The 21,860-nt window shown below is 45.1% G+C and carries 15 protein-coding genes and 1 tRNA gene; 7 read left to right on the top strand and 9 right to left on the bottom strand.

Annotated elements, in window-relative coordinates:
- Nucleotides 1-60: 60 nt before the first annotated feature.
- The gene (locus tag GTQ38_RS00395; protein WP_161433252.1) at nt 61-1,620 is read left to right on the top strand and encodes a hypothetical protein; all 1,560 of its coding nucleotides are present in this window, start codon (nt 61-63) and stop codon (nt 1,618-1,620) included.
- Nucleotides 1,621-1,668: 48 nt separating this feature from the next.
- Here the strand turns inward: GTQ38_RS00395 and GTQ38_RS00390 are convergent, their stop codons facing one another.
- Nucleotides 1,669-3,735, bottom strand: a complete 2,067-nt coding sequence (locus tag GTQ38_RS00390) for a tetratricopeptide repeat protein (RefSeq protein ID WP_161433251.1) — start codon at nt 3,733-3,735, stop codon at nt 1,669-1,671.
- Between the two features lie 201 nt (nt 3,736-3,936).
- On the opposite strand from GTQ38_RS00390, the gene GTQ38_RS00385 reads away from it, so the two are divergent.
- From GTQ38_RS00385 to GTQ38_RS00375, 3 genes are all read left to right on the top strand, one after another.
- Entirely contained in the window at nt 3,937-4,239 is a 303-nt protein-coding gene (locus GTQ38_RS00385) for an STAS domain-containing protein (RefSeq protein WP_161433250.1), read from the top strand.
- The gene (locus tag GTQ38_RS00380) at nt 4,226-5,464 is read left to right on the top strand and encodes an MATE family efflux transporter (protein ID WP_161433249.1); all 1,239 of its coding nucleotides are present in this window, start codon (nt 4,226-4,228) and stop codon (nt 5,462-5,464) included. The genes GTQ38_RS00385 and GTQ38_RS00380 overlap by 14 nt, the downstream gene beginning before the upstream one ends.
- Nucleotides 5,465-5,671: 207 nt before the next feature.
- Nucleotides 5,672-6,907 (top strand): glycosyltransferase, encoded by a 1,236-nt coding sequence (locus tag GTQ38_RS00375; RefSeq protein ID WP_161433248.1) that lies wholly within the window; start codon nt 5,672-5,674, stop codon nt 6,905-6,907.
- A gap of 59 nt (nt 6,908-6,966) precedes the next feature.
- Here the strand turns inward: GTQ38_RS00375 and GTQ38_RS00370 are convergent, their stop codons facing one another.
- From GTQ38_RS00370 to GTQ38_RS00360, 3 genes are read right to left on the bottom strand one after another with little or no spacing between them, the layout of a single operon-like run.
- Nucleotides 6,967-8,502, bottom strand: a complete 1,536-nt coding sequence (locus GTQ38_RS00370) for a cellulase family glycosylhydrolase (protein ID WP_161433247.1) — start codon at nt 8,500-8,502, stop codon at nt 6,967-6,969.
- Entirely contained in the window at nt 8,495-9,718 is a 1,224-nt protein-coding gene (locus GTQ38_RS00365) for a hypothetical protein (RefSeq protein ID WP_161433246.1), read from the bottom strand. The genes GTQ38_RS00370 and GTQ38_RS00365 overlap by 8 nt, the downstream gene beginning before the upstream one ends.
- 1 nt (nt 9,719) lies before the next feature.
- Nucleotides 9,720-12,800: a hypothetical protein gene (locus GTQ38_RS00360; protein ID WP_161434004.1), complete on the bottom strand. Its 3,081-nt coding sequence runs from the start codon at nt 12,798-12,800 to the stop codon at nt 9,720-9,722.
- Between the two features lie 220 nt (nt 12,801-13,020).
- Between GTQ38_RS00360 and GTQ38_RS00355 the strand changes: the two genes are divergently transcribed.
- Both GTQ38_RS00355 and GTQ38_RS00350 read left to right on the top strand, forming a co-directional pair.
- Nucleotides 13,021-14,160, top strand: coding sequence for a response regulator (locus tag GTQ38_RS00355; RefSeq protein WP_161433245.1), 1,140 nt, complete (start codon nt 13,021-13,023; stop codon nt 14,158-14,160).
- Nucleotides 14,161-14,277: 117 nt separating this feature from the next.
- On the top strand, nt 14,278-14,424 hold the full coding sequence (locus tag GTQ38_RS00350) for a hypothetical protein (protein ID WP_161433244.1): 147 nt from the start codon (nt 14,278-14,280) through the stop codon (nt 14,422-14,424).
- 45 nt (nt 14,425-14,469) lie between these two features.
- On the opposite strand, the gene GTQ38_RS00345 is transcribed toward GTQ38_RS00350, so the two are convergent.
- The 5 genes from GTQ38_RS00345 to GTQ38_RS00325 all read right to left on the bottom strand — a co-directional run bounded on the left by GTQ38_RS00345 (nt 14,470) and on the right by GTQ38_RS00325 (nt 21,349).
- Nucleotides 14,470-15,570: a DUF4407 domain-containing protein gene (locus GTQ38_RS00345; protein WP_161433243.1), complete on the bottom strand. Its 1,101-nt coding sequence runs from the start codon at nt 15,568-15,570 to the stop codon at nt 14,470-14,472.
- A gap of 116 nt (nt 15,571-15,686) precedes the next feature.
- Nucleotides 15,687-17,381, bottom strand: a complete 1,695-nt coding sequence (locus GTQ38_RS00340; RefSeq protein ID WP_161433242.1) for a hypothetical protein — start codon at nt 17,379-17,381, stop codon at nt 15,687-15,689.
- 112 nt (nt 17,382-17,493) lie between these two features.
- Nucleotides 17,494-19,473: a M56 family metallopeptidase gene (locus tag GTQ38_RS00335; protein WP_161433241.1), complete on the bottom strand. Its 1,980-nt coding sequence runs from the start codon at nt 19,471-19,473 to the stop codon at nt 17,494-17,496.
- A gap of 2 nt (nt 19,474-19,475) precedes the next feature.
- Complete coding sequence (locus tag GTQ38_RS00330; protein ID WP_161433240.1) at nt 19,476-19,841, bottom strand: BlaI/MecI/CopY family transcriptional regulator; 366 nt, start codon at nt 19,839-19,841, stop codon at nt 19,476-19,478.
- A 119-nt stretch (nt 19,842-19,960) separates the two neighbouring features.
- Entirely contained in the window at nt 19,961-21,349 is a 1,389-nt protein-coding gene (locus GTQ38_RS00325; RefSeq protein ID WP_161433239.1) for a dipeptidase, read from the bottom strand.
- A gap of 193 nt (nt 21,350-21,542) precedes the next feature.
- Between GTQ38_RS00325 and GTQ38_RS00320 the strand changes: the two genes are divergently transcribed.
- Nucleotides 21,543-21,624, top strand: a tRNA-Leu gene (locus GTQ38_RS00320).
- Nucleotides 21,625-21,860: the final 236 nt, after the last annotated feature.

Genomic DNA, 21,860 nt, shown 5'->3' with positions numbered 1-21,860 from the left:
TTGGATTCCTTGTGGTCCGCTCTAAAATGCCTATTTTTCACTGCTCAAATAAAGCATTTTATGTTGCGGAACCTACTTTACGCTTGTCTCACCGTTTTATTGTTTTCCTGTTCCACGGACTCTGAATCAACCCAGGAAGATCCGCCACAAAGCCAGGACCCAGCAGCAGACGAAACCGCACCTGTGATTAGCCTCTCAGGGTTACCGGATCTATTAGAGGTCCTTACGGAAATCAATATCAGCATCACGGATGCATCGGAAGATGTTACCACCACCATAAGCCTGGATAACCAGGAACTGTATCAGGGTAATGAGAAACAAATCAGCCTGAATATCAATCCCTTTGATTTTGATGCCGGGACCAAAACCCTTAGGATCAGCGCCACGGATGATAGCGGAAATACGGAGGATGAAACTTCGGAGTTTGAGTTGAGGAAACTTTTGCTAAAATTCCCCAAGGCCTTAAGAGGTACAGAAACTGCCCTGGCTTCAGTGTATCTCGCAATAAACGACCTGGATGGGAAACTGATCACTTACCAGGAAATAGAGACCAATGATGAGGCAGTGTTCTATGCCGATGATGAATTTGAGGAACAGAATTTTACCTTTACCGTCTATACCATCGCAAAAGAACCTCAGAGTTTTCAATTTATCAGTTCCAGAACCGAGATTTCGCCTGGAACCACAATCCCTGATCCCAATGAGGTTACCGAAGGCTGCACCGAAAGATCGGGGGGAATAGGCACGACTGTGATCAGTTTGGATATAGCGTCAAACTTCCGTCCTCAATTACGATCTTATCACGCAGTACTAACAACTACAAACGGGATGGGTCCATTTAATCTGAATTATCACGCCGAGGAAGAACCTTTTTACTTCATCTATAGTTTTCCGTTATTCTTAACCCCGCCGGACCAGTATGAATACTTCTTGCTGGAAGACCTGGACCAAACTAACTTTAATCTGAGTGACTTTCAAAAACCGGTCACTACACAGCGTTTTACCGTTCCGGCGGCGGATTGGTTAAACCTTGTGGTACATGGTTATAGAAGCGAAGAAGACTACACCTGCAATAAATTCCATGAAATTTTAGACGTGCTTGCTGTAGAGGACCAGACTGGCGGAGAGTTAGATGCTCCGGAATTTGACTTTTTCCCTGTTTACAGTAAGGAGATTATCCTGAATTATTCTGGAGGCAGACAGTACACTATTAGACAAAAAGGACTAGGGAGAGACATTGCAGATCCAGATGTCGACATGCTTAAAAGTGGGGAGATGGTCAACTTCACCGGAAAATATCAGCAGGCGGAGTTCCTGCTGGAAGATGCCGAAATGTTACCCTCAGGGACTTTAAATTTTTTTTCCTGGCGATTTAGAGCTCCGGAGAAAGAAACGCGGGCCATCCCCTTTTTCAACTTTGAATTTCCCGAAGAGGTAAGCCAGGAATTGGAATCCAAAGCAATTGCCTACGATCCGCGCACGGCGGCGATAGATTCCTATTTTTGTTTTATAACAGCTTATGAAACTGAACCTTCATATACTGATCTGTTTCTCAATCCGGTTTTAAGTGAAAACGAGAGAGGGGATTTCCTTAAACTGAGTTTAGATCTCAGTTTATGATTGTGGTATCCCTCTGATCGTTTACAGATTGTTTTGGTTCGATAAAGATTAATTAAGGTTGAGCAACCTCTTATGGAATAGTGGTTTTTTGCTCAGGTCCCATTTCAGGCTTACTCCCATTTCCGTATAGGTAAAACCTGTGGCTGTCGCAGACGCGCTGTTGCTGTATTTGCCATATAGGGCCATATACCATCGCTGGCTAAGTTCGCTGCCTATCCTGGCTTCCGTCCTAATAATGTTCATGCTTGCTTGCTGCTCTATCTTTTGGGCTCCGGCAGCCAGCGTGAAGGCATAGCTTGTTTTTGTGAAAAGATCGCCCCTGGCCTCGGCAAATACTTCCGTAGCCTGATATTGCTCCGGACTGAAATACAGTTCTGGTTTTTGTACACTGAATCCAAAGTACTGAAAGTTTACTCCCGCTTTGATGCCAGGTTTCTTAAAGAGCTTGTAATAAAGGGAACTGAAGAGCAATTGCCTGCTATTTCCATCATTCTGCTCGGTATGCATAAGTTGGGTGTACCAGCCTAGTTTAAAGTTGGTGGCCAAATGATATTTTACACCATAGTGTTCCATAACGATATCCCGGGACACCAGCTCAGCGTTGAACTGCTGTACTTCCCTGAGGTAATCCACTTCCAGGTTTTGCATGCGGTAAGGTTGCAACTTCAGTCCGGCCTTAAGCATAGGCTGGGAAAATCGCTGAGATCCAAACCGGGCCTCGTTGATACCCGCACCTACTTCTACTGAGGTCTTAGGCAATAGTTTGTAGGCGATCCCCCCGGTCAATAGCCGGGTTGTGGCACTTGCATTACTAAGGGTGTTTTCCGTGGTCCTGGACTGGTAACTTAGATTGGCAGACAGTTTGGGGCTGAAATATGTTCTTAGCTCTGTGTTGCTTGAATACGCAACATTATTCCCATTGTCAAAACTATAGCTCAAAGTCTCGGTAATAGTAGGAACATACTTTTTATTTACTTTTTCGATCAGTGAACGGGCATCTTTTTGGTTCTCAAAGATCTCCAGGGTCTGTATTCCGGTTTTATAAGCATCAATTATGCGGTCTGAAGCGAACAGGGCATTAGCCTTCCCCAGGTTTCCGTCAAAAGAGGTACTGTCTATTTTCAGCAGAAGCTCATATTGCTTCAGACTGGCTTTTGTGTCTGAGGTATACATCCCTAACATGGCTTTCAGGCTTATCAGCCAGGGCCTTTGACCGTATTTGTTCTCGAGTTGAGCTATTTCTGATTTGGCTTTGCTGTATTTGTCATTCCAGATAAGCGCCTGTACGTAACGGTTATAAGTGCGCTCCAATAACTCGTAGTTTTCCATAATTGTAGCCAGTTCCAGGGACTCTTTGGATAACAACAGGGCTTGCTTCTCATTTTCCCCAAGGTGTTCCGTCAGTGCTAATCCGTTTAAGGCGATAACAGAATCTTTAGCGGTAGTGGCCATCCTGTGATACGAGATCCTGGCGCTATCCAACTCCATATTTATCAGGTGAATGTTGGCCAGGCTTAGCAAGGTTTCCTTGTCCTCCGGGTAATCCTCGAATATAGCTTTCAATATAGCCTTGGCCTCTGAATACTGTTGTTTTTCCACCTTAGTATTAGCATGACCCAGCAGAATATACTTTTTAGAGGTCAGGGCACTCGCATTTCCGGGGTCTAAGTCCAGAGCTTTATGAACTTGTACAAGGGCCTCCTGGTATTCTTTCAGATTGCTTAGCGTATTGGCATAACCCAAACGGGCATTAAAGTTTGCAGGATATGCCCTGATCAGATCCCGATAAAGTGGCTTAGCCCCCTGGAACTCTCCCGCCCAAAGCAGGGATTCATTATAGTTAAGCTGTATTTCAAGATCATTGGGGTATTTTTTCAGCAAGTTGGCAAAGAGGGTATTGGCTTTAGCCGGACCACCGCTAAGGCCTAAGGCCCTACCGTAGCAGATCTGGGCTGTTTTGTTTTCCGGATGCCTTTTAAGAACATCTTCAAAAAAGTCTCCGGCGGCCTCAAACTCGCCTTTTTCAAGGAGTTGAAATCCATTATCCATAGCAGGCTGTGCCCAAAGTTGGGCGGCAGCGAAAATGGTGATCAGGTAACTTATTCTTGTCTTCATAGGTTAAGTATTTGTGGGGGCGTGAACCCCTTAAGTTTAGGTTTTATAAAGGTATGTCAGCCTTTTTCATCCCGGAAGTAGCTTTTTTGCCACTCGTCTACAGCAAACTGCCATCCACCGAAATCGCCCTAAAAAGGAGGCTATTCATTGGATATTTGAGCCATCGAACGCAATAAAAGTTTAACCTAAATCTTAGAAATCATGGCGTTACAAATAAAAGATCAATACGGAGTGACAGAGCTTTACGGCTTCCTGAATGCTCAGAATATGAAAAGCCTACAACAACACATCAATGGATCTCAAAAACAAAAAGAGATGCTAATCCTATCGCTGGACCGCATACATGGTCTGGACCATACCGCCGCCCGGCAACTGGAATTGATGTACCGCAGGACAGCGGCCAATAACAAGGTGCTTACCATAGTGGGTAGAGAAAACAAAAACATCGCCCCGGTGATGAAAGAAACCAAAACCGATTATATCCTTAGTAATGACCGCGCTTAAAACTTTAACACGCAGAGTTTCCCCGGAACATGTGTTTATGGGTAGTGTGCTCCTGGTAAACGGGGGCAACTACCTGTATAACCTGATATTAGGAAGATTGCTGGGTCCGGCTGCTTTTGCGGATGCCGCATTATTGGTGACCTTATTGTTGGTTTTGTCCTTTGTAGGGATGACCTTTCAACTGGCCACAGCCAAGTTCGCAGTACTCTTTTCTGAGGATCAATGGGAAGGCTTTCAATGTAGAATGTACAAGGCCGCTCTTGTTCTTGGATTGATCGCTGGCTCCCTGCTGATCTTTTTTGCAACGGAACTACAACAGATTTTTAATACCCAGTCTAATTGGATGTTCACAGCCTTTGGCGTCGGAATACCGCTGTACTTTTTTATGAGTGTAAACCGCGGACGATTTCAGGGGCAACAACAGTACGGCAAATTATCCCTTACCTATCAGATGGAAATGTGGAGCCGATTGGCGATCACTATGCTATTGCTTTGGATACTTCCATTTGAGCCAGGTATATTGATTGCTCTCGGGATTGCATTTTCTTTTGTTTTTGGGCTTGTCCCGGTGGAACGTAAAGCTATCCCGCTGAGAAGCCGGATACGCCTTAGTGCAGACAACAAAAAGCGGGTGCGCAATTTCATTGTACTTACAGCGGCCTATGAGCTGACGCAGATCTTGATCAACAATAGCGATGTGCTATTGGTTAAACATTATTTTGAACCTTTGGAGGCAGGCCTTTACGCTTCTTTGGCACTTATTGGCAGGGTGGTTTACTTTGCCGCCTGGATGTTCGTAATGCTATTACTGCCCAAAGTGGTGGCCAGGGAGAAAGCAGGAGAGCCAACCGCCCCCGTACTGTTCAAATATGTGAGCTATATCGGCCTTATTACGGTGCTCATAGTCTCAGGCTGTTACTTGTTCCCGGAGTTGGTTATTGAACTGCTTTTTGGCAAAGCCTATTTGTCCATGGCTCCGCTACTTTGGCAATATGCACTGGCAACTTCACTTTTTGCCATTGCTAATATTTTCGCATACTATTTCCTGTCCTTAGATCAATATGTTCCGGTAATACTATCCGGGCTGATAGGTCTTTCCCAAATTTTGCTGGTCATATTTTTTCACAGCAGTTTGCAAATGGTAGTACAGGTACAGATTGTCGCCATGTTAGCCCTGCTCGTAACTCAGCTTATATATTTTACACAGGACCAAATCAGGCCTTAGCCTACTTTTATAGTTTGTTTACGCCAACCGGAAGCCCAAAAGCTTCCGGTTTTTTGGTTTTTTTAGCAGGTCATTTTGGTGAGAACTCAATATCTACAATCCCTTGCCACTCGTCTACAGCAAATGGTCGCCCACCGTGAACTGGCCCTGAAATTACTGCATTCGTAAGATATTTGTTGCATAGTTATTAACCTAAATCTTAACCTGATGAAATTAGCAATTGTAACGGCTTTCCCGCCGAGTAAAGTAACCTTAACCGAATACGGATACCATTTGGTAAAGCATTTTAGACAGCACAGTGATATTAGCGAAATTGTGCTGATCACAGACAGAACTGTCGGGCCTAAAGACCTGGATTTTGAAGAAGATGGCTGCGCTGTAAGCGTAAAAGAATGCTGGGAGTTTAACAGCTATAAAAACCTTTTCAAGATCAGCCAGGCCATTTTTGAAACTAAACCGGATGCTGTATTGTTTAACCTGCAGTTCCTAAAGTTTGGAGACAAGAAGATCCCCGCGGCCCTGGGTCTGCTTTTACCTTTTGTTTGCAAACTCAAAGGAATTCCTACCATTTCTCTGCTACATAATATCCTGGAGCAGGTAGACCTGGAGAATGCCGGGATCACCCAAAACAAAGTACTGCAAAAAGCATACAATTTTATTGGGTCTACGCTTACGCGTATGGTCCTGAAATCGGATGTTTTGGCAGTTACTATCAGCAAGTATGTAGACATTCTGGAAAAGAAATACAAAGCGCGAAACGTAGCTCTTGTGCCCCACGGTTCCTTTGAAAATCCTCCTGAGCCGGATTACAATCTTCCTCAAGGACCTAAACAGGTTATGGCCTTTGGCAAGTTCGGAACTTATAAGAAAGTAGAGATCATGATTGAGGCCGTTGAGAAGATAAGAAGTCGGACAGATATGGATATTGAAATTGTTATCGCCGGAACGGATAGTCCCAATACACCGGGTTACCTGGAGGCTGTGAAGTCTAAATACAGCCATGTACCTCAACTCCGATTTACCGGATATGTCGCAGAGGAAGATGTTCCTGTGATCTTTGGTGAGAGCGCTGTGGTTGTTTTCCCTTATACTTCGACAACAGGAAGTTCAGGGGTATTGCACCAGGCAGGCAGTTATGGAAAAGCGGTGGTATTACCCGACCTGGGAGACCTGGGTGTCCTGGTAAGGGAAGAAGGGTATAAAGGTGCCTTCTTTGATCCTGAATCTTGCGCTTCCCTATCCGAGGCCATTGAAAATATACTTCAGGACGATACCTACAGAAGGCATCTGGGGAAAACGAATTACCAGGCAGCTTGTTCCCTGCCCATGTCCGAGATTACCCGAATGTATATTGAGTATTTTAAGGCTATCCAGCGTCAGAGACAAAGTGGTTTTGAGTTGGAAATAAAGCAGCCGTTGGAAATAAAAAACAAAGACATATAGATTTTGGTTTAGGTTAAGTGAGAGAGAGGGTGGCTTTTGTACAGAGCTGCCCTCTTTTGTTATTCTAAAACTTTTGCTACATATTCCAGGGCGGGTTTGGCCTTGCCGTCCGAATCAATGAGGCCGTAATACCTCTGAGGCTGCTTTCTCCATGGTAGTCTCCCAACAACAGTTTGCGGCACTTTTTCAAAATCGTACAAAGTCCAGACCATGAACGGAACATCTTGAGATCTTACTACTTCCATCATTTCACGATAGTAACTGGCCTGTTTTTTTTCGGAACCTGAATAGAAGTTCCAGAATCCACTGTATGAAGAGCGCCCGAATTCCTGCAAAAGCAAAGGCTTATTTTTAGCTTTAGCCCTTAAAGCAGCAAGAGCTGTTGGGAAATCCTGAACGTCCCGATAGTAGTGGAAAGAGATGAAATCCAATGATTCTGTCAGTTCGGCGGCTGCTTCCGGCGAAGACCAACCAATGGTAATGGGATGTGTTTTATCCCAAATTCTTAGCTGCTTTCGCATTTCCGTTAACCATGATAGCACAACTTCCTTCCCACGCGAATCAAAATCCAGGTCCGGTTCATTCTTAATGTCCCAGCCCAATAGAGCCGGATGATCCTTTAGAGCACTGACCAGTTGCTCGGCGTGGCGCTGGGTAAGGGTCCAGTCGTTGAGCTCATAATTGCCGTAAAAGTCAAAAAGTGTTATAAGCACCTTTAGATTTCTTTTCCGGGCCAGGTCCATAAACTCTTTCAGCCGGGCCAGTTTTTCCGGAATCACCTCGGCCCCTCCGAAATCCTCATAAGGAATAAATATGCGCAGGGTGTTAAATCCCATTTCTTGTATCAGCTTAAAGTCCTTTTCAATAACTTCTTTGGAAAAATACTCGTTAAAAAGAGACCAGGGCTGTTCCCTGGGGTAGTAATTAATACCGCGAATGTTATCTATCCCACTCAAGTCTGTTTTCGTGCTTAAACGGCTTTGGCTGCCGGAGTCTGATTCTATTTCCACTAATTGGCGGATGCGCCAAAAACCGTCTTCCAACAAAAGCACCACCTGGTAAGAACGCTGGCTTTCCCGCTGGTCTATGACACTCCCATACTGGTATGCCTTTTCATATGAGCGGACATTGTGGTCCGTAAAGGTTACGATCTTACCATCCGCACTGTAAAATTTGAGTTCTGGCTGGTGTTCCAGGGTAGTTTTCTCAATGTATACACTATTTTTTCGGTTCAATGCGATGTAGTCTTCCAGCCTGGATAACATCCGGTCGGTGAAGTAATCCTTAAGTCCGGCGGCATCATTATGATGAAAAGCCCTTAGATAGAAATACCAGGCATTCTTGTAGTCCCTGCTGATATTCTTTAGCGTTTGTGCCTCCATGGGCCTGCCGGCACAGTTTTGAGTATCCCAAAGCATTTTTGGCTGATAAGCCGCTTCAACGGCAGTACTTAAATGCAATAGCTTTGAGCGGTCTGCTCCGCTATTGAGATAGCCGTAGACCTCGCTTATAGCGAATATCACCAGGGCGTTGACTGCTATGAAGGATAGCAGCAGCAATGCCCTGTATATGTTCTTGTTCCAGTTACTATTCATCCACAGTATGTGATATATTCTTAATAACCCCTCCGGAGATCAATTCCAATTGGTATTGATCCGGCGGATAGGCGTCCGGATCCAGCTCAAAACGCGCATAACCATTTCTGGTGGTTGTTGTGAACGTTTCAGTCACATTGTCTTCATTACTTACATTCAATACGACCTGGAAGCCATCCGGGATAATTTGTCCTAAGTAACTCTTAATCGGCCCTACCCTGAGTACACGCCCATTTTTGGAGGTCTTAAGACCAAAATCATCAAAAACCGCCTCGAAATTCACGGTCAGGCTGTTACTTTTTGCAGCTCCCGCCACATAAGCGCTAATTTCCCATTCTGAGGCTTGTTCGGGATGTAGCATTTTGGATTGGGCTACACCCTTTATAGTGGTTCCTGTACAGCCTAACTTGCTGCCAGAATCAGTGCTGATATGGAATTCCACCAGGGTTCCGTCGCTTACGGTATTCCCGTATGCATCCTTTAAAACTGAGGTGCTGAGCTGCATGATCTGGTTGCCGTCCGCATAATTGTGGATCAATTCCAGGCTGATCTCAAAATCTAAGGGGTTGGCCGGGTAAACAAAAGTTTGGAGTTCCTTGGACTGGCTCTGTTCTGTGTTGGCACTTACAAATAAGGGGCCGCTCTGTCTGGTACTGTTTATAAGTTTCCACGCCAGCAGGTCCTGGGTAAAAAATTGGCTTGATTGCTCCGAGTCCTCTTTATATTGCCTTAGCGTGATCGGCCATTTGCCTTTTAGCGGATTATCGAAGCGATCTGTTGGGATAACAGCAAGCATGGCGAAGTCCTCATCCCCAGCCATAAGACTTGGGGGGCCTAGATAGGCTTCAAGCAATGGCTGTTCTTCTTGGGCGCTGCCAATGTTCAACTGCCCGGATAAAACTTCTTGCTGACTATAAATTAGCTTCCATCGACTTAGCCCTGCCTTTTGCGCATAAGGCCCTGGCAGGGTAAATTGAATTGAGCTATCTTGAGATTCCGGAGCTATCAGGGTACTGCCTAAAGCATTTTCAAGCAGCAAAAGAGGGGGGCTCTTTGCTGTGGTTTCGAATTGCAGGATTATTTCAGATCCGGCCACAAATTCAGTTTGTTCCGTGAGTAATCGAACCTCCGGGACAAAAGGTTCAGACAGATTTTCCGGGCCCCCGACACAGCCCAGGCAAAAGCTCAAAACCCATATGTAAGTGTACCTTTTCATCTCACTTTGGGTTGCCGATATAGGAGTTAAGCTGCAATCTTATTCCGGAAAATCCCTTTCCGGATAGGGCTTGCACCCCATTTTGGAATTTATGCCTCTCCGGAAAGCGCTTTTGTGCGATAGCCTGGTTTGGTAATCCATTGACATAGACATCCTGCAGTCCTTCAGCTAGTAATTGGAGATCTGAAAGGTCCAAAGTTTCATATTCAAAGGATTGTTTGCGCTGAACCCGCACGCCGTTCTTAACAAACTTATGGTCTACCCATAGCAGTTCATTACTTTCATCATAATAAGAGACGATCAGTTGAGGGATTGTAACCTCCTGTATCCCGGAATTGAACAGTTGTCCTCTCAATAATCCTTCCCTCAGATCCAGCTGCTGAATGGCGGTTGCCTTGTAGAGGTCGCCGGTGGCGACATTTGCAGCGGCCTGTATGTCAAAATTTGACGGGATCTCTTCAAATTCAATAGTAGTAAACTCTGATGGATCAAAACCAGCCGGAGCCTCAAGATCTGTATCCAACCAGGCAATTCCCTCAAAGTTGATCTTGAAAGGAGTAACTTCCTTTGGCATTAGCTTGTGCTTGATAACGTCTTTTGAGCTGTGGCGGGCCATAGGATTATTTTCATGGTCGTACAAGGTGGCAGATACCACAACATCCGCCGGAATATTGTCTATGTTTTGCAGTTCACCAACTATGGCGTATTCCGAATCCAATCGCACCAGTTTGGCGGAAAGTACCTCCAATACCGGTTGTTGCAATACATCCTCATGAAGGGTTTGTTCTGTAGTGATACGCCTTCTTCCGTGATTGTAGTACGCGGTCTGGTTGGCACTAAAGAGTTGGTCCGGAGGCAGATCATTGTTGGGTTTTTCAGGTGTGATGAACCATTTTCCATCAATTTTCTTCAGATCGTGTTTTGTGGTCCTGATTACCTTTTCAAGCGGAGTGATCCAGTTTGTGGTAATTTCTGCCCTGGCGCCGGCCTGGTCCTGATGCAGTACACGAACAGACATCCCATCCAGTTTGGCATAACTGCTAAGCAGTCCATCGGTTACGGAGATCTCAAGCATAAATTGGGCCAGGGAAACACCACTGTCTGTACTCAGGTAAGCATGTGCTTGTTCAAATTCCTTAAAGTCAAGCGCGTCATAGTAAGCCTGCAGCACATTGGAAGGAGAACGTTGTGAACTATTATTCAGGTAAAAGCTATAGATCCCGAACGAAACCATGAGAATCACCGCAAAGGCCCAGAAATGGCTAATGTTGGTAAGCTTTGCGGAAAAGCCGGAATAAGTAACACCTGGCGGTATGGAATCCGTGTTTTTAGCTTTGCCGGCCTTTAGAGCCGCATACCATATTGAGGGGATGTTCAGAATGAAAGCCATCAGCAGGGTGAACATCGGGATTAACCCCCACATAAGCTTTAAGGCCATTGGTACTTCTTCCCTTGGGAGTACGGAAGGCAGTGGCGGTACATTGGTTTTTTCCCATACCATAATCCCGTTGTCCAGTTGCTGCAATCGCTGCCAGCCACAGAAATGCAACAAAGGATCGTAGAATTTATCGTTGGAGAAAATGTATTTTAAATGGTATTTCTCCGGGACGGTCAGGAATTGCTGTAAGGAACCTATACCTTCCACTCCCTTAAATTTTGAATTCTCCAATCGCTCAATGGCCCTGGAGGTCAATTCCGGTAATCGCCTTGCGGAATGGTAATTCCCGTCTACCGTCATAGCCTTGGTTTGGGCAGAGAGCCAGGCCATCTGATCTCCGAATCCCAAGGTCAGGTAACGCCATTGGTCGTGCTGATCCTGGTTCAGGAAATTGACAATCGGGAGCATCTTGATCTTTTGGGGTTGGGAGGGTCTGAAATACCCAAGGCTTAAACTGAAAATAACCATAAACAACAGACAGCCAGAGATCAGTCCTCCCAATACTTTGTGATAAACTCCGCCAAATCGTTTTCTTAAATGAGTTCTCAGGTCCCCTTCGATCAAGCGGTAGGCAAACTCCCCAAAGATCGGGAGTGCCATTATTGTGGCCCAAAGGGTGAATCTGTCCAGGGTTAGGATATTAAAGGCGTTCTCGCCGAGTAGTCCTTTTGGAATTGGGGTTGTCCCTCCGGTTCCTAAAATTGCAAGTAGGGTGAAAGACAGGCCAAAGAACAGATATCTTTTGCTGTAAAAACGGTAAAATAGATAAGGAAGTAAAAAAAGTAGTACTCCCCAGGGGATCAGGAAAAATACCAGTCCGGAAGAAGTAACTTCCAGGAAATTATCCCTGGAACCATGAGGAATAGGTACCTGGGTGATGGGGTTATTCTTGGTGTTTATCCAGTAGGGTAGGATGCAAATTACAATCAGAATGAGTGCGCTAAAACCAAAACCAATTATGCGCCCGAACAACTTTTTGAAAGTTTGTAGAAAAACCCTGAAGGTGATCAATTTAAAACTTCCAACGCCTTCTTTTGAAACATCCATCAGTACCATCCCTATCAAGGGAAAAATGAAAAACACCATCCCGAAAATGGGGGTTACATGGTGAGAACATACTGTAACGGCAATTAATGACAATGCTTTAACGAGCTTCCGATAACTCCCGGTCTTAAGCCATAAATAGGTGTCTGGTAAGGCATGTAACAGCAGCGATATTCCGAAAATGCTCGGAAGCTGACCAAAAAGATGAAGGGTTTCTATAAAAGTTGAAGAAAATACTGCCAGCAAAGCGGCATACCCGGATACTTTGCGATTGCCGGTTAGCAGCAATGAAAACCTGTAAATTCCTGTAACAAAGAGGACAATCCCCAACAAGGCTACGGAAAACAGTCCGAATTTGAGACCACCCAGATAGGAGAGCAGTGCGATTAATTGGTGCACCAGGGGAGGGTAAGATTGTACTGTAAAGCCGGTGTACCATCTGGGTTCCCAATGCTCAAACCAGTTTTGGGCATAGTGATCGGCAAAGAACAGGTGTATTAGTGCATCGTAAGTCTGCTCCAGGGTAAAAAACATGGCAGACCCGTGGAATGCCAGGCCGGTAATCAGTGCCAGGATCAATAAACTATTGCTGCGGTTCATGGTCGGCTTTGTAAGAAAATATAACAAAATAAAGGTAGATATATTGTAAAAAACCCCTGATATCACCCATCGAAGCAAATCGGTCATTCATCGACACTAATTTGCAAAGCGACTTTTCCTACAAAAGAATCCTGCTGTCCGCTACTACATTTGCCTTATAAATCTATCGGAAACGGTAGAGGCTAAACCAAAATTCTTGTTTAATCCTAAATCTTAACCTATGAAAATTTTAGCCATTGATGATCAGCAACTGATCTTATTATCTCTCGAAAAGCACCTCAGGGAACTGGGGTATGAAGTGCGAACCGCTAACGACGGTCCATCCGGAATTGAGCAGTTCAATAGTTTTCAACCCGATCTGGTTATCCTGGACATTAACATGCCTGAAATGTCGGGATTGGAAGTGGTAAAACACATCAGGCAAACCGGACAATCCCAGACCCCGATTCTTGTTATGTCCGGTAATACTGAGGAAAGGGTCATTGTAGACGGATTCGACCTGGGTATTGACGATTATATGAAAAAACCCGTGAGCCTTAACGAAGTGGCTGCCAGGGTAAAAAGGATCCTCAGACCTAAAATTCAAAAAAGGAATACTGAGGTTGCCAATGACCAAATGCTGCAAAAACATTGTGTTGGTGTGGTAATACCTTGCTACAATGAAGCCGAGCGTTTGGAAAGCAAAGAATTCCAGGATTTTGCACGCAAAAACCTGGGTTACCGCCTGTGTTTTGTCAATGATGGCAGTACAGACGATACCCTAAAAGTGTTGAAGGAACTGAGGAAGGGGAATGAAGACCATATCAGCATTTTTGACTGTGCAGAAAACGGTGGAAAGGCAGAGGCTGTCAGGCAGGGAATACAGTATCTCTCCCTGGACCCTCAATTGGATTATATAGGTTATCTGGACGCGGACCTTTCTACGGACTTCCGCGATTTTGACGACCTGGTTCAGACCCTGGAAAATTCAGAATTCAAAATAGTCAGTGGATCCCGCATCAGCCGGATGGGAGCTAATATTACCAAGGAATCCGCGAGAAAGATCATAAGTAAGACCATTAATATTATCATTCAGAAAATACTGGGAATGCCATTTAAGGATACCCAATGCGGAGCAAAGATCATGCGCCGGGAAATAGCGGAGCAAATGTTCGTAAAGAAGTTTATCACACGCTGGTTGTTCGATGTAGAGATATTTATGCGCATGCGTAAGTTTTATGGCAAGGACAAGGTTAACCAGCTCATTTGTGAGCAACCTCTAAAGCGATGGATACATGCAGATGGGTCTAAGCTATCCATGAAAGATTCTGTGAAGATCGTGGGTCAGCTGGCACAAATTGCCATCCACTATAAAGGATAGTTGGGCTTATCTAAGGTATCAGGCCTTTCGCCCACAGTTGTTGGCCAATGGCCCCAGCAAAGCCAGAAAAGATTGGTTTCCGTCTTAATTTTGGATTGAATCTAAAAATCAGAAATCATGAATAAGCAAAAGACTGATAAAAGAGCTAAAGGATACCTTAAGATAGACAGGACCAAAGAGGTCTTTCAGATCCGCGAAATTAGTTTTAATAAGAAAGAAATAGTGTTGAGTGTGATAACCCCGGCAGTAGCTTGCCTTATCTAAGGCCAGGGTAGAAAAGAGGGCCGGCTATTAAGCCGGCCTTTCTGTTTACAGGCTGTTAATCTGAATGTCGTGAAAATTATCCGCCTGCAACCGCATAAGCTCTTCAGCCTTCTGTTTTTTGTAGGCGTAAACCGCCTCTTCTTCGGCTATTTCTCCATAGATCTTTTCGTTTAACACCGTATCTGTGGCAAGGATCTGCTGACGCTGATGTACTTTTTGTTTTACCCAGGTCTCTACGGTACTTTCTTCCTCTTCTACTTTAAGATCATAAGGCCCTTTAGGTGCCAGTAGTTTTGCTATAATAGGCGCGGTTTCAATAGCCAGGAAAAGTAGAAAAATAAAGAAAGATGGAAACCATGGTAATTCGCCCAAAGCATTGATGCGGGCCATCAGGCCGTCAAAACCATCAATTACGGGCTGAGAAGCATCTACTGTCTGAGCGTATTCTGCATTCAGCGCGGCTATCTGGGTTTCTTTTTCTGCTATTTTCGCTCGATTGGTCTCCTTTAATTGCTGCAATTCCAGGAGATAGGCGTCGTGCTTTTCTCTTTTTTCCTTATAGACCGGCCCTTTGCCGAGTAGCATAGTGCCTGCACGGCCTTCTGCTTCCGAGATATAGGTTTCGTATAAGGCATTGGTTTCCGCCTCCTTATTGTCTATTTCTGCCTTTAGTCCGGCAATCTCCTGGTTCAGGGCTTCTACAGCCGGAGTATATTGCCGAGCTATCTGCTGTTTATTGGCCAGGGTCATCTCATTTTTTTGTTCCAGCAATACCTGGTTGATCTCCTTTTCAAAGATCTTCATCTCCAGCGGTTTTGAGATTACCACGGCGATGATCACGGCAAGAATGATCCGAGGGGTAGCCTGCAGGAATTCACTCCAAAATCTATCGCGCTTCTTTATGGTTGATACGATAAAACGATCCAGATTGAAGATGAGCAATCCCCAAACCAGTCCAAAAAATATAGCTGTAAATACATTGTCAAAAACGGTATACAATGCATAACTGCTTGCGATAAATGCCATAAGTGCTGTAAAGAATACGGTAGCACCAATACCTGCATATTTGTTTTGTTCTCCGGAGGAACAGCTTTTTAAAATGTTCTTGTCAGATCCTGAACAGAGGATAAAAAAGTCCTTGAGCATAGTGTTCGGCTTTAGGTTGATAGAATATTAGAACGCAGGTATTTATCATTTGTTACATGAAAAGTCCCTTAAATTGAGGCTTTAAGAAGGATTTATGAAAATTCCTTTTTCCGCTCTCAGATCTTGGATAGAAAACCTTCGGCCAGGCCGCGATACCTGTCATCCGGATCCAGTTCCAGGCATTTTTTGAAATTAAGCGCGGCATTGTCCATATCCTCAAGTCGGTAATACCCGATTCCCAAATTGAAAAAGGCCTGGGAATTTTTCGGGTTTAGCTGTGTGTTAAGTATAAAATAGTCCAGCGCCTCTGATTTTCTTTCACCCATTGAAAGTATATGTCCGGTATGGTTCAGTTGGTAGTAGTTGAACTCACATCCTTTGTTATGGCGATAGACTTCAGTGAACATTCTAAGCATTTTTTGGCCATCTATGTGTTTGGAAACCTCTGTATGAAAGGCGTCAGGGTATTTATTCCCATACCATTCCATCAAATTCCGCGAAGCTTTCGAATACCCACTTTCCAATGTGCGAAAGATCAATTCTTGCAGATCTTTTTCCGGATAGCTAAAGTGTGCACCATCGGGGATCTGCTTCTCCAGAAAATCGGCCATTCCCGCACCCTGCTCCTCTTCGAATTTCAGGAACAACTGGTCTGGTGTCGGCAGGCTGGCTTTGCTTTTGAATTGAACAAAGGAAGTATCTGCAGGCATTTGAAATACATGTGTAAGCATTTCGCTATAGGTATATTGCTTTTTAAATACCCCATCTAAGAATGCCAATAAGTATCTCGACATGGCATTGTAACCCCTGGCTCGTTTTGCCAATGCTTCCTCGCCCTTACCGGAGCCAAAAAGCTTGATGAACTGGGAGGCCAGATCAGTATGCTCAAGCTGAGGCAGATTTACCATATAGGCGTCGCTGTAAACCAGTTGATCGTAAAAGGGCAGTCCTTTCATATAGCCCATGGAGTTAATAAAAAGCATGGGTTTTCTGAATCTGGTGTAGTCTTCAAAAGGAGATTCTTCGAAGAATTCATAGGCCTCATGGATGCTCGGGTCTATCCCAATCCAGGCATCGACAGAGGTATTGCGGGCCATCATGAGAACGTTGGAGAGTCCGCCAAGACTAAAACCAGCAACACTGATCCGGTTTATATCCGCATTTGGAAATTGATCCGTGATACTCAAAAGGAACTCCATATCGCGTGCCTGAGTTTCAACACCAATCCTTGATATGGGCATTTCACGATTTTCAGGCCCTACACTGGGGCTGGAGATCACGATGTAGCCATGACTCGCAAGAAATTCAAACATTAGTGCATTCTCGTAAGCGGTAGACCACCAACTGGGACCATAAATAAGGATAGGAAAACGGGCTGTTTTATTGAAAGGGGCATTTTTAACGGCGCGCATTACAGCAGCGAGTTCCCGCTCCAGGACCTCAGGTTGAACAGGATCAGTTTTGAGAAATTCCGCTATAACCGCTTTTTTTCTTTCCCCGGACAATGCTGTCCTCCCCACCTCATGAGCTTTTAGAAAGAAGTATGCTTCATAGGTAAGCGGAGCCTTGTCTGTTTTGATAGCCGGATACCAGACACATACCTGGATCGGTCGAAATATGGTCTCCCCCGCATTCGCTTTCTGTTGTTGAGTGGCTAAAAAGCTACGGGATTTGTCAAAAGTGTTGAATTCCTGAAACCCAATGGCATGGGGCCCATAAGGATCACTGATTTCCAGGGACGATTTCTGGGCGTTAAGCCCAACGGTTACAAAACCGCAAAGGCATAGCGCATAAAAACCAAAAGTCTTCATGAGTGTTTTTTAAAAAGGGCCGATTTGACCTGTATTCAGAGATGGAACCTCTGAAGGAAGGCCCTACGACCCTTGATGACTAATTGAACTGATAAATGAGATTAAGCTATAATTAATCTGCCTTTACCTTATAGGGTTTGGTAGACAGCTCTACCACAGGTCTTTCCAGGCCCATATGCTTTGATCTAAGGCTGATCTGTTTGGATTCTTTGAGGATATCTACGGCTTTTTCAGCTGTGATCTTTTGCCCGTCCATATAGAAGTCTGCACCCTTTTCAGCCATTTCCCTTACAAATTCCAGGGGAGACTTTGGAGGAGGAGGTGGGGCCAATTCTCCACGGGTAGGGGCCACACTCGCCTCTTCCATGGCTGGCTTATCCGCGAGCACCGGGCGGGTTGGAGCACTGCCTACTGTGGCCTGAACCGGAAGAGGTTCCGCTGGAGGTGACGGTAATGCGGCTATAGCTGCAGGCTCTTTATGAGGGGTCGGGGCAACCGCGGGTTCTGGTTCAGTTGGAGGCTCAGGGAACTGTGGAAAAGGTTCGGCACTGGCTCTTTGGGCTTCGCTCATCCGATCGTAGATATAATGCAGCCGCTCTACTTCTGAACCAATTACTCTAAAATTATCCCAGGACATGGAATTGTATTTGCTGGCCAGGGCGTTGTATTCCGCAACCATCTCAGGAGTGGCCTCTTCCTGGCTAATCGGGTAACTGAGAGGAAAAGCTTCACTATGCGCCTTTTGTATATCACTCATGGAGCTATACAGCGTAGCCAGTTTGGCCTGTTCAGCCTCAGGGATCGCTCTCTGCTCCGGGTTCTGGCTGTTGTATTTCCCGGCGAGCCTGTTGTAGGTCTCTAACTGCTGTGCTGAACCGCCTTGTTGTTGAGTTTCATGAGGGACCAAAACCGGCTTGCGGTCTTCCTGAAAGTTGTTGATATGTACTTCCCGGGTATTTAAGGTTATACTGCTTATTCCAATTTCGCTGAGTTCATATTCCAATTGATCCATGAGTTCAGTCGGGATATCCAAGCCTGGAGATGTGGAGATGGTAAGTGCATTGCTGATAGACTGAGCAGGCACTATCTCCAGGATCTTCTCTGAGAGTTCCGAAATGGCCACCGGCTTGTCGTTAAGCCTGAGGCTCAGATCTGATTGGATTAGGATACGAACCTCAATGTCCGTTGACGGTGTGGCCAACACATTCGGATGGGCCTCAAGGTACTTGATCTCTGTAGTACTGAAACTTACCAGCAAAAGAAGCGTTAAGGGCAGAAATAGCAGGCCCTTGAGCCATAGCACCCTTTTTGATGTTTGTTTTTTCATGACTGTAAATCGTTTTTTGAATGATGAATAATTGATGGCATTTGCCAACACTGACTGATGTTTTTGCGATGAGAAGGACAGCAGGGTGTTTTGATAGGTCCTGGATGCAACACCCCGGCCCAGCACGGCCTGGTCTGCCAGGAATTCGTGATTGAGTTTTATAGATCTATTGATGAGATAAATAAAGGGATTGAACCAAAGCAGTACCTGCAGCAGTTCAATAAATATGATATCCAGGCTGTGTTTCTGGCGTACATGGGTCTCTTCGTGCAGCAGTACTTCTGGTGGGATGCTTTTGGCTTCAAAGGCTTTTTTGTTCAGGAATATGTAGCGGAGAAAGGTATGGGGAGAAACTTTTTCGCTGAGCAATACCTTGGTGGATTCCGGCTGTTGTAACTTTTCATTGTTGCGGATCTTGCGGATGACATGAATCAGATTTCGGCCAAAGCGGAAACCCAGTAGGGTGGCCCCAAGCAAATAAATGGTTAGGGCCAGCAAGGGCAGATTGACCGTATCGAGATCCGTAGGTCCGACGTTTTGCGGGCTTTGATTATCCCCTAGAATTAGCTCCGATGCCGTGTTTACGTTAAGCGGTGGATTGATGTATTCGGTAAAGGTCACCAGCGGGATCAGGAATGCCAGTACCAGGCTTCCGAGCAGGTAATAGCGCTTGAACAAATGCATGTTCTCTTTTTCCAGAAAAAAAAGGTAGAAGAAATAAAATGCTGCCAGGCAGGCTCCGGATTTGATCAGATATAAAAACATGCTTATTTCTTTTTGATTTGGTCGTCTATAAGCGCCCGTAATTCCTCCAGTTCTGCTTTGGTCAGGTCTGTCTCTTTAGTAAAAAATGAGGCAAACTGGGCCGCGCTGTTGTTGAAAAAATTTTTGATAAGCCCGTTAACGTGCCTGGAGAAATAGTCCTTCTTCTTTACAAGCGGGTGATATTGCCTGGAGCGACCAAAATTGGTGTAGCCGATGAAACCTTTGTCCGTCATGCGTTTAAGTAAGGTGGCAACCGTAGTTGTAGCCGGTTTGGGTTCGGGATAGGCTTCTAACAGATCCTTCATAAAAGCACGCTTTTGCTCCCATAGGATCTGCATTAATTCCTCTTCTGTTTTGGTCAATTTCATTTCTACAAGCATAGAGTTTATTCTACAAATATAGAATAAAAATTTAATTCTACAAATGTAGAGTAAATTAATTTCTGGACTATGGTTAGCCATGAAGTAGAGTTGCACTCACTTCATGACTAACCTACCAACTCCGTAAAATACTTATAGAAATACGGAATAGTCTCAATTCCTTTAAGATAGTTCCAGATGCCAAAGTGTTCATTAGGTGAATGAATTGCATCGCTGTCCAATCCAAATCCCATAAGAATGGTCTTGCTTTGTAGTTCAGCCTCGAAAAGCGAGACTATCGGGATACTCCCTCCCCCGCGCTGTGGAACCGGCGGTTTCCCAAAGGTGGCTTCATAGGCTTTGCTGGCGGCCTGGTAGCCAGGGTGATTAATAGGGGTTACATAGGCCTGGCCTCCGTGGTGCGGAGTAACCTTTACACGTACGCCATCCGGAGCGAGGGCTTCAAAATGTCTGGTAAAAAGTTCAGTGATCTCATTCCAGTCCTGATCAGGTACCAGCCGCATGGAAATTTTCGCATATGCCTTGCTTGCGATCACGGTTTTGGCCCCTTCGCCTATATATCCTCCCCAGATTCCATTGACATCCAGTGTTGGCCGGATCGCGTTACGCTCATTGGTGGTATAACCATCCTCTCCATAGACCGCGTCAATATCCAGTGCGGCCTTGTACTCTCCAAGATCAAAAGGCGCCTTAGCCATTTCTGCCCTTTCCTCCGTAGACAGTTCGGCTACTTTGTCGTAGAAACCGGGTATACTTATTCGGTTATTCTCATCGTGCAGGTTGGCGATCATTTTGGTCAGTATGTTTATGGGGTTTGCCACGGCACCGCCATAAAGCCCGGAATGAAGATCTCTATTGGGTCCCGTGACCTCCACTTCCACATAGCTAAGACCTCGTAAGCCCGTAGTAATGGAAGGGACATCATTGGCGATCATTCCGGTATCGGAGATCAGGATGATGTCATTTGAAAGTTTCTCGCGGTTTTCTTTAACAAAGGCTGACAGGCTTTCGCTGCCCACCTCTTCTTCACCCTCTATCATAAATTTGAGGTTGCAGGGCAGGCTATTGTTTTGGATCATCAACTCCAGGGCCTTAACATGCATATAAAACTGACCTTTGTCGTCGCTGGCGCCTCTTGCGAAAATAGCTCCTTCAGGGTGCAGGCCGGTTGGCTTGATCTGAGGTTCAAAAGGAGGGGAATCCCATAAGTCCAACGGATCTGGCGGTTGTACGTCGTAATGTCCGTAGACCAATACCGTAGGCAGGGCCGGATCTATGATCTTTTCGCCATAAACAATGGGGTATCCCTGGGTTTCGCATATTTCCACCTGCTCGCATCCCGCTTGCAACAGGGCATTTTTTACAGCTTCCGCCATATTTTCCATGTCCTGGGAAAAAGCTGGATCAGCACTGACTGAGGGGATTTTTAATATTGAGAGCAGTTCGGAGATAAAACGGTCTTTATGAGTGTCTACATAAGACTTTGTGTGTTCCATTAGGGTAGGTTTGACTTGACCCTAAAAATACAAAAAGAAGATCGAATTTTTCCTCCGCTGAAATTTTTAAATTAAAAAATTGACTTATATTTGCATCCCGATAATTTAAAGGTTATCGGCGAAAAATGCAGGCGTGGTTCTCCTTCGCAAAGCTTCGGAGAACAATGTAAGCTACAGACATATTGAATAAAATGCAGGCGTGGTGGAATTGGTAGACACGCTAGACTTAGGATCTAGTGCCGAAAGGTGTGAGAGTTCGAGTCTCTCCGCCTGTACAAAGAAAAGCTTCCCATAAATTGGGAGGCTTTTTTATTTTATGGTGTTGCGCCTGTTCTAAGTGGAAGGAGAGACGAGAAGTTTATCCCGAGCGCCAGTCGAGGGGAGTCTCGGAGTTTATCCTGAGCGCAGCCGAAGGACCTGTACAAAGAAAAGCTTCCCATAAATTGGGAGGCTTTTTTATTTTATGGTGTTGCGCCTGTTCTAAGTGGAAGGAGAGACGAGAAGTTTATCC

Source organism: Poritiphilus flavus (assembly GCF_009901585.1).
GTDB classification, from domain to species: domain Bacteria; phylum Bacteroidota; class Bacteroidia; order Flavobacteriales; family Flavobacteriaceae; genus Poritiphilus; species Poritiphilus flavus.
Note: the sequence above shows the minus strand (reverse complement) of the source record. Positions and strands in the feature narration are given on the sequence as shown.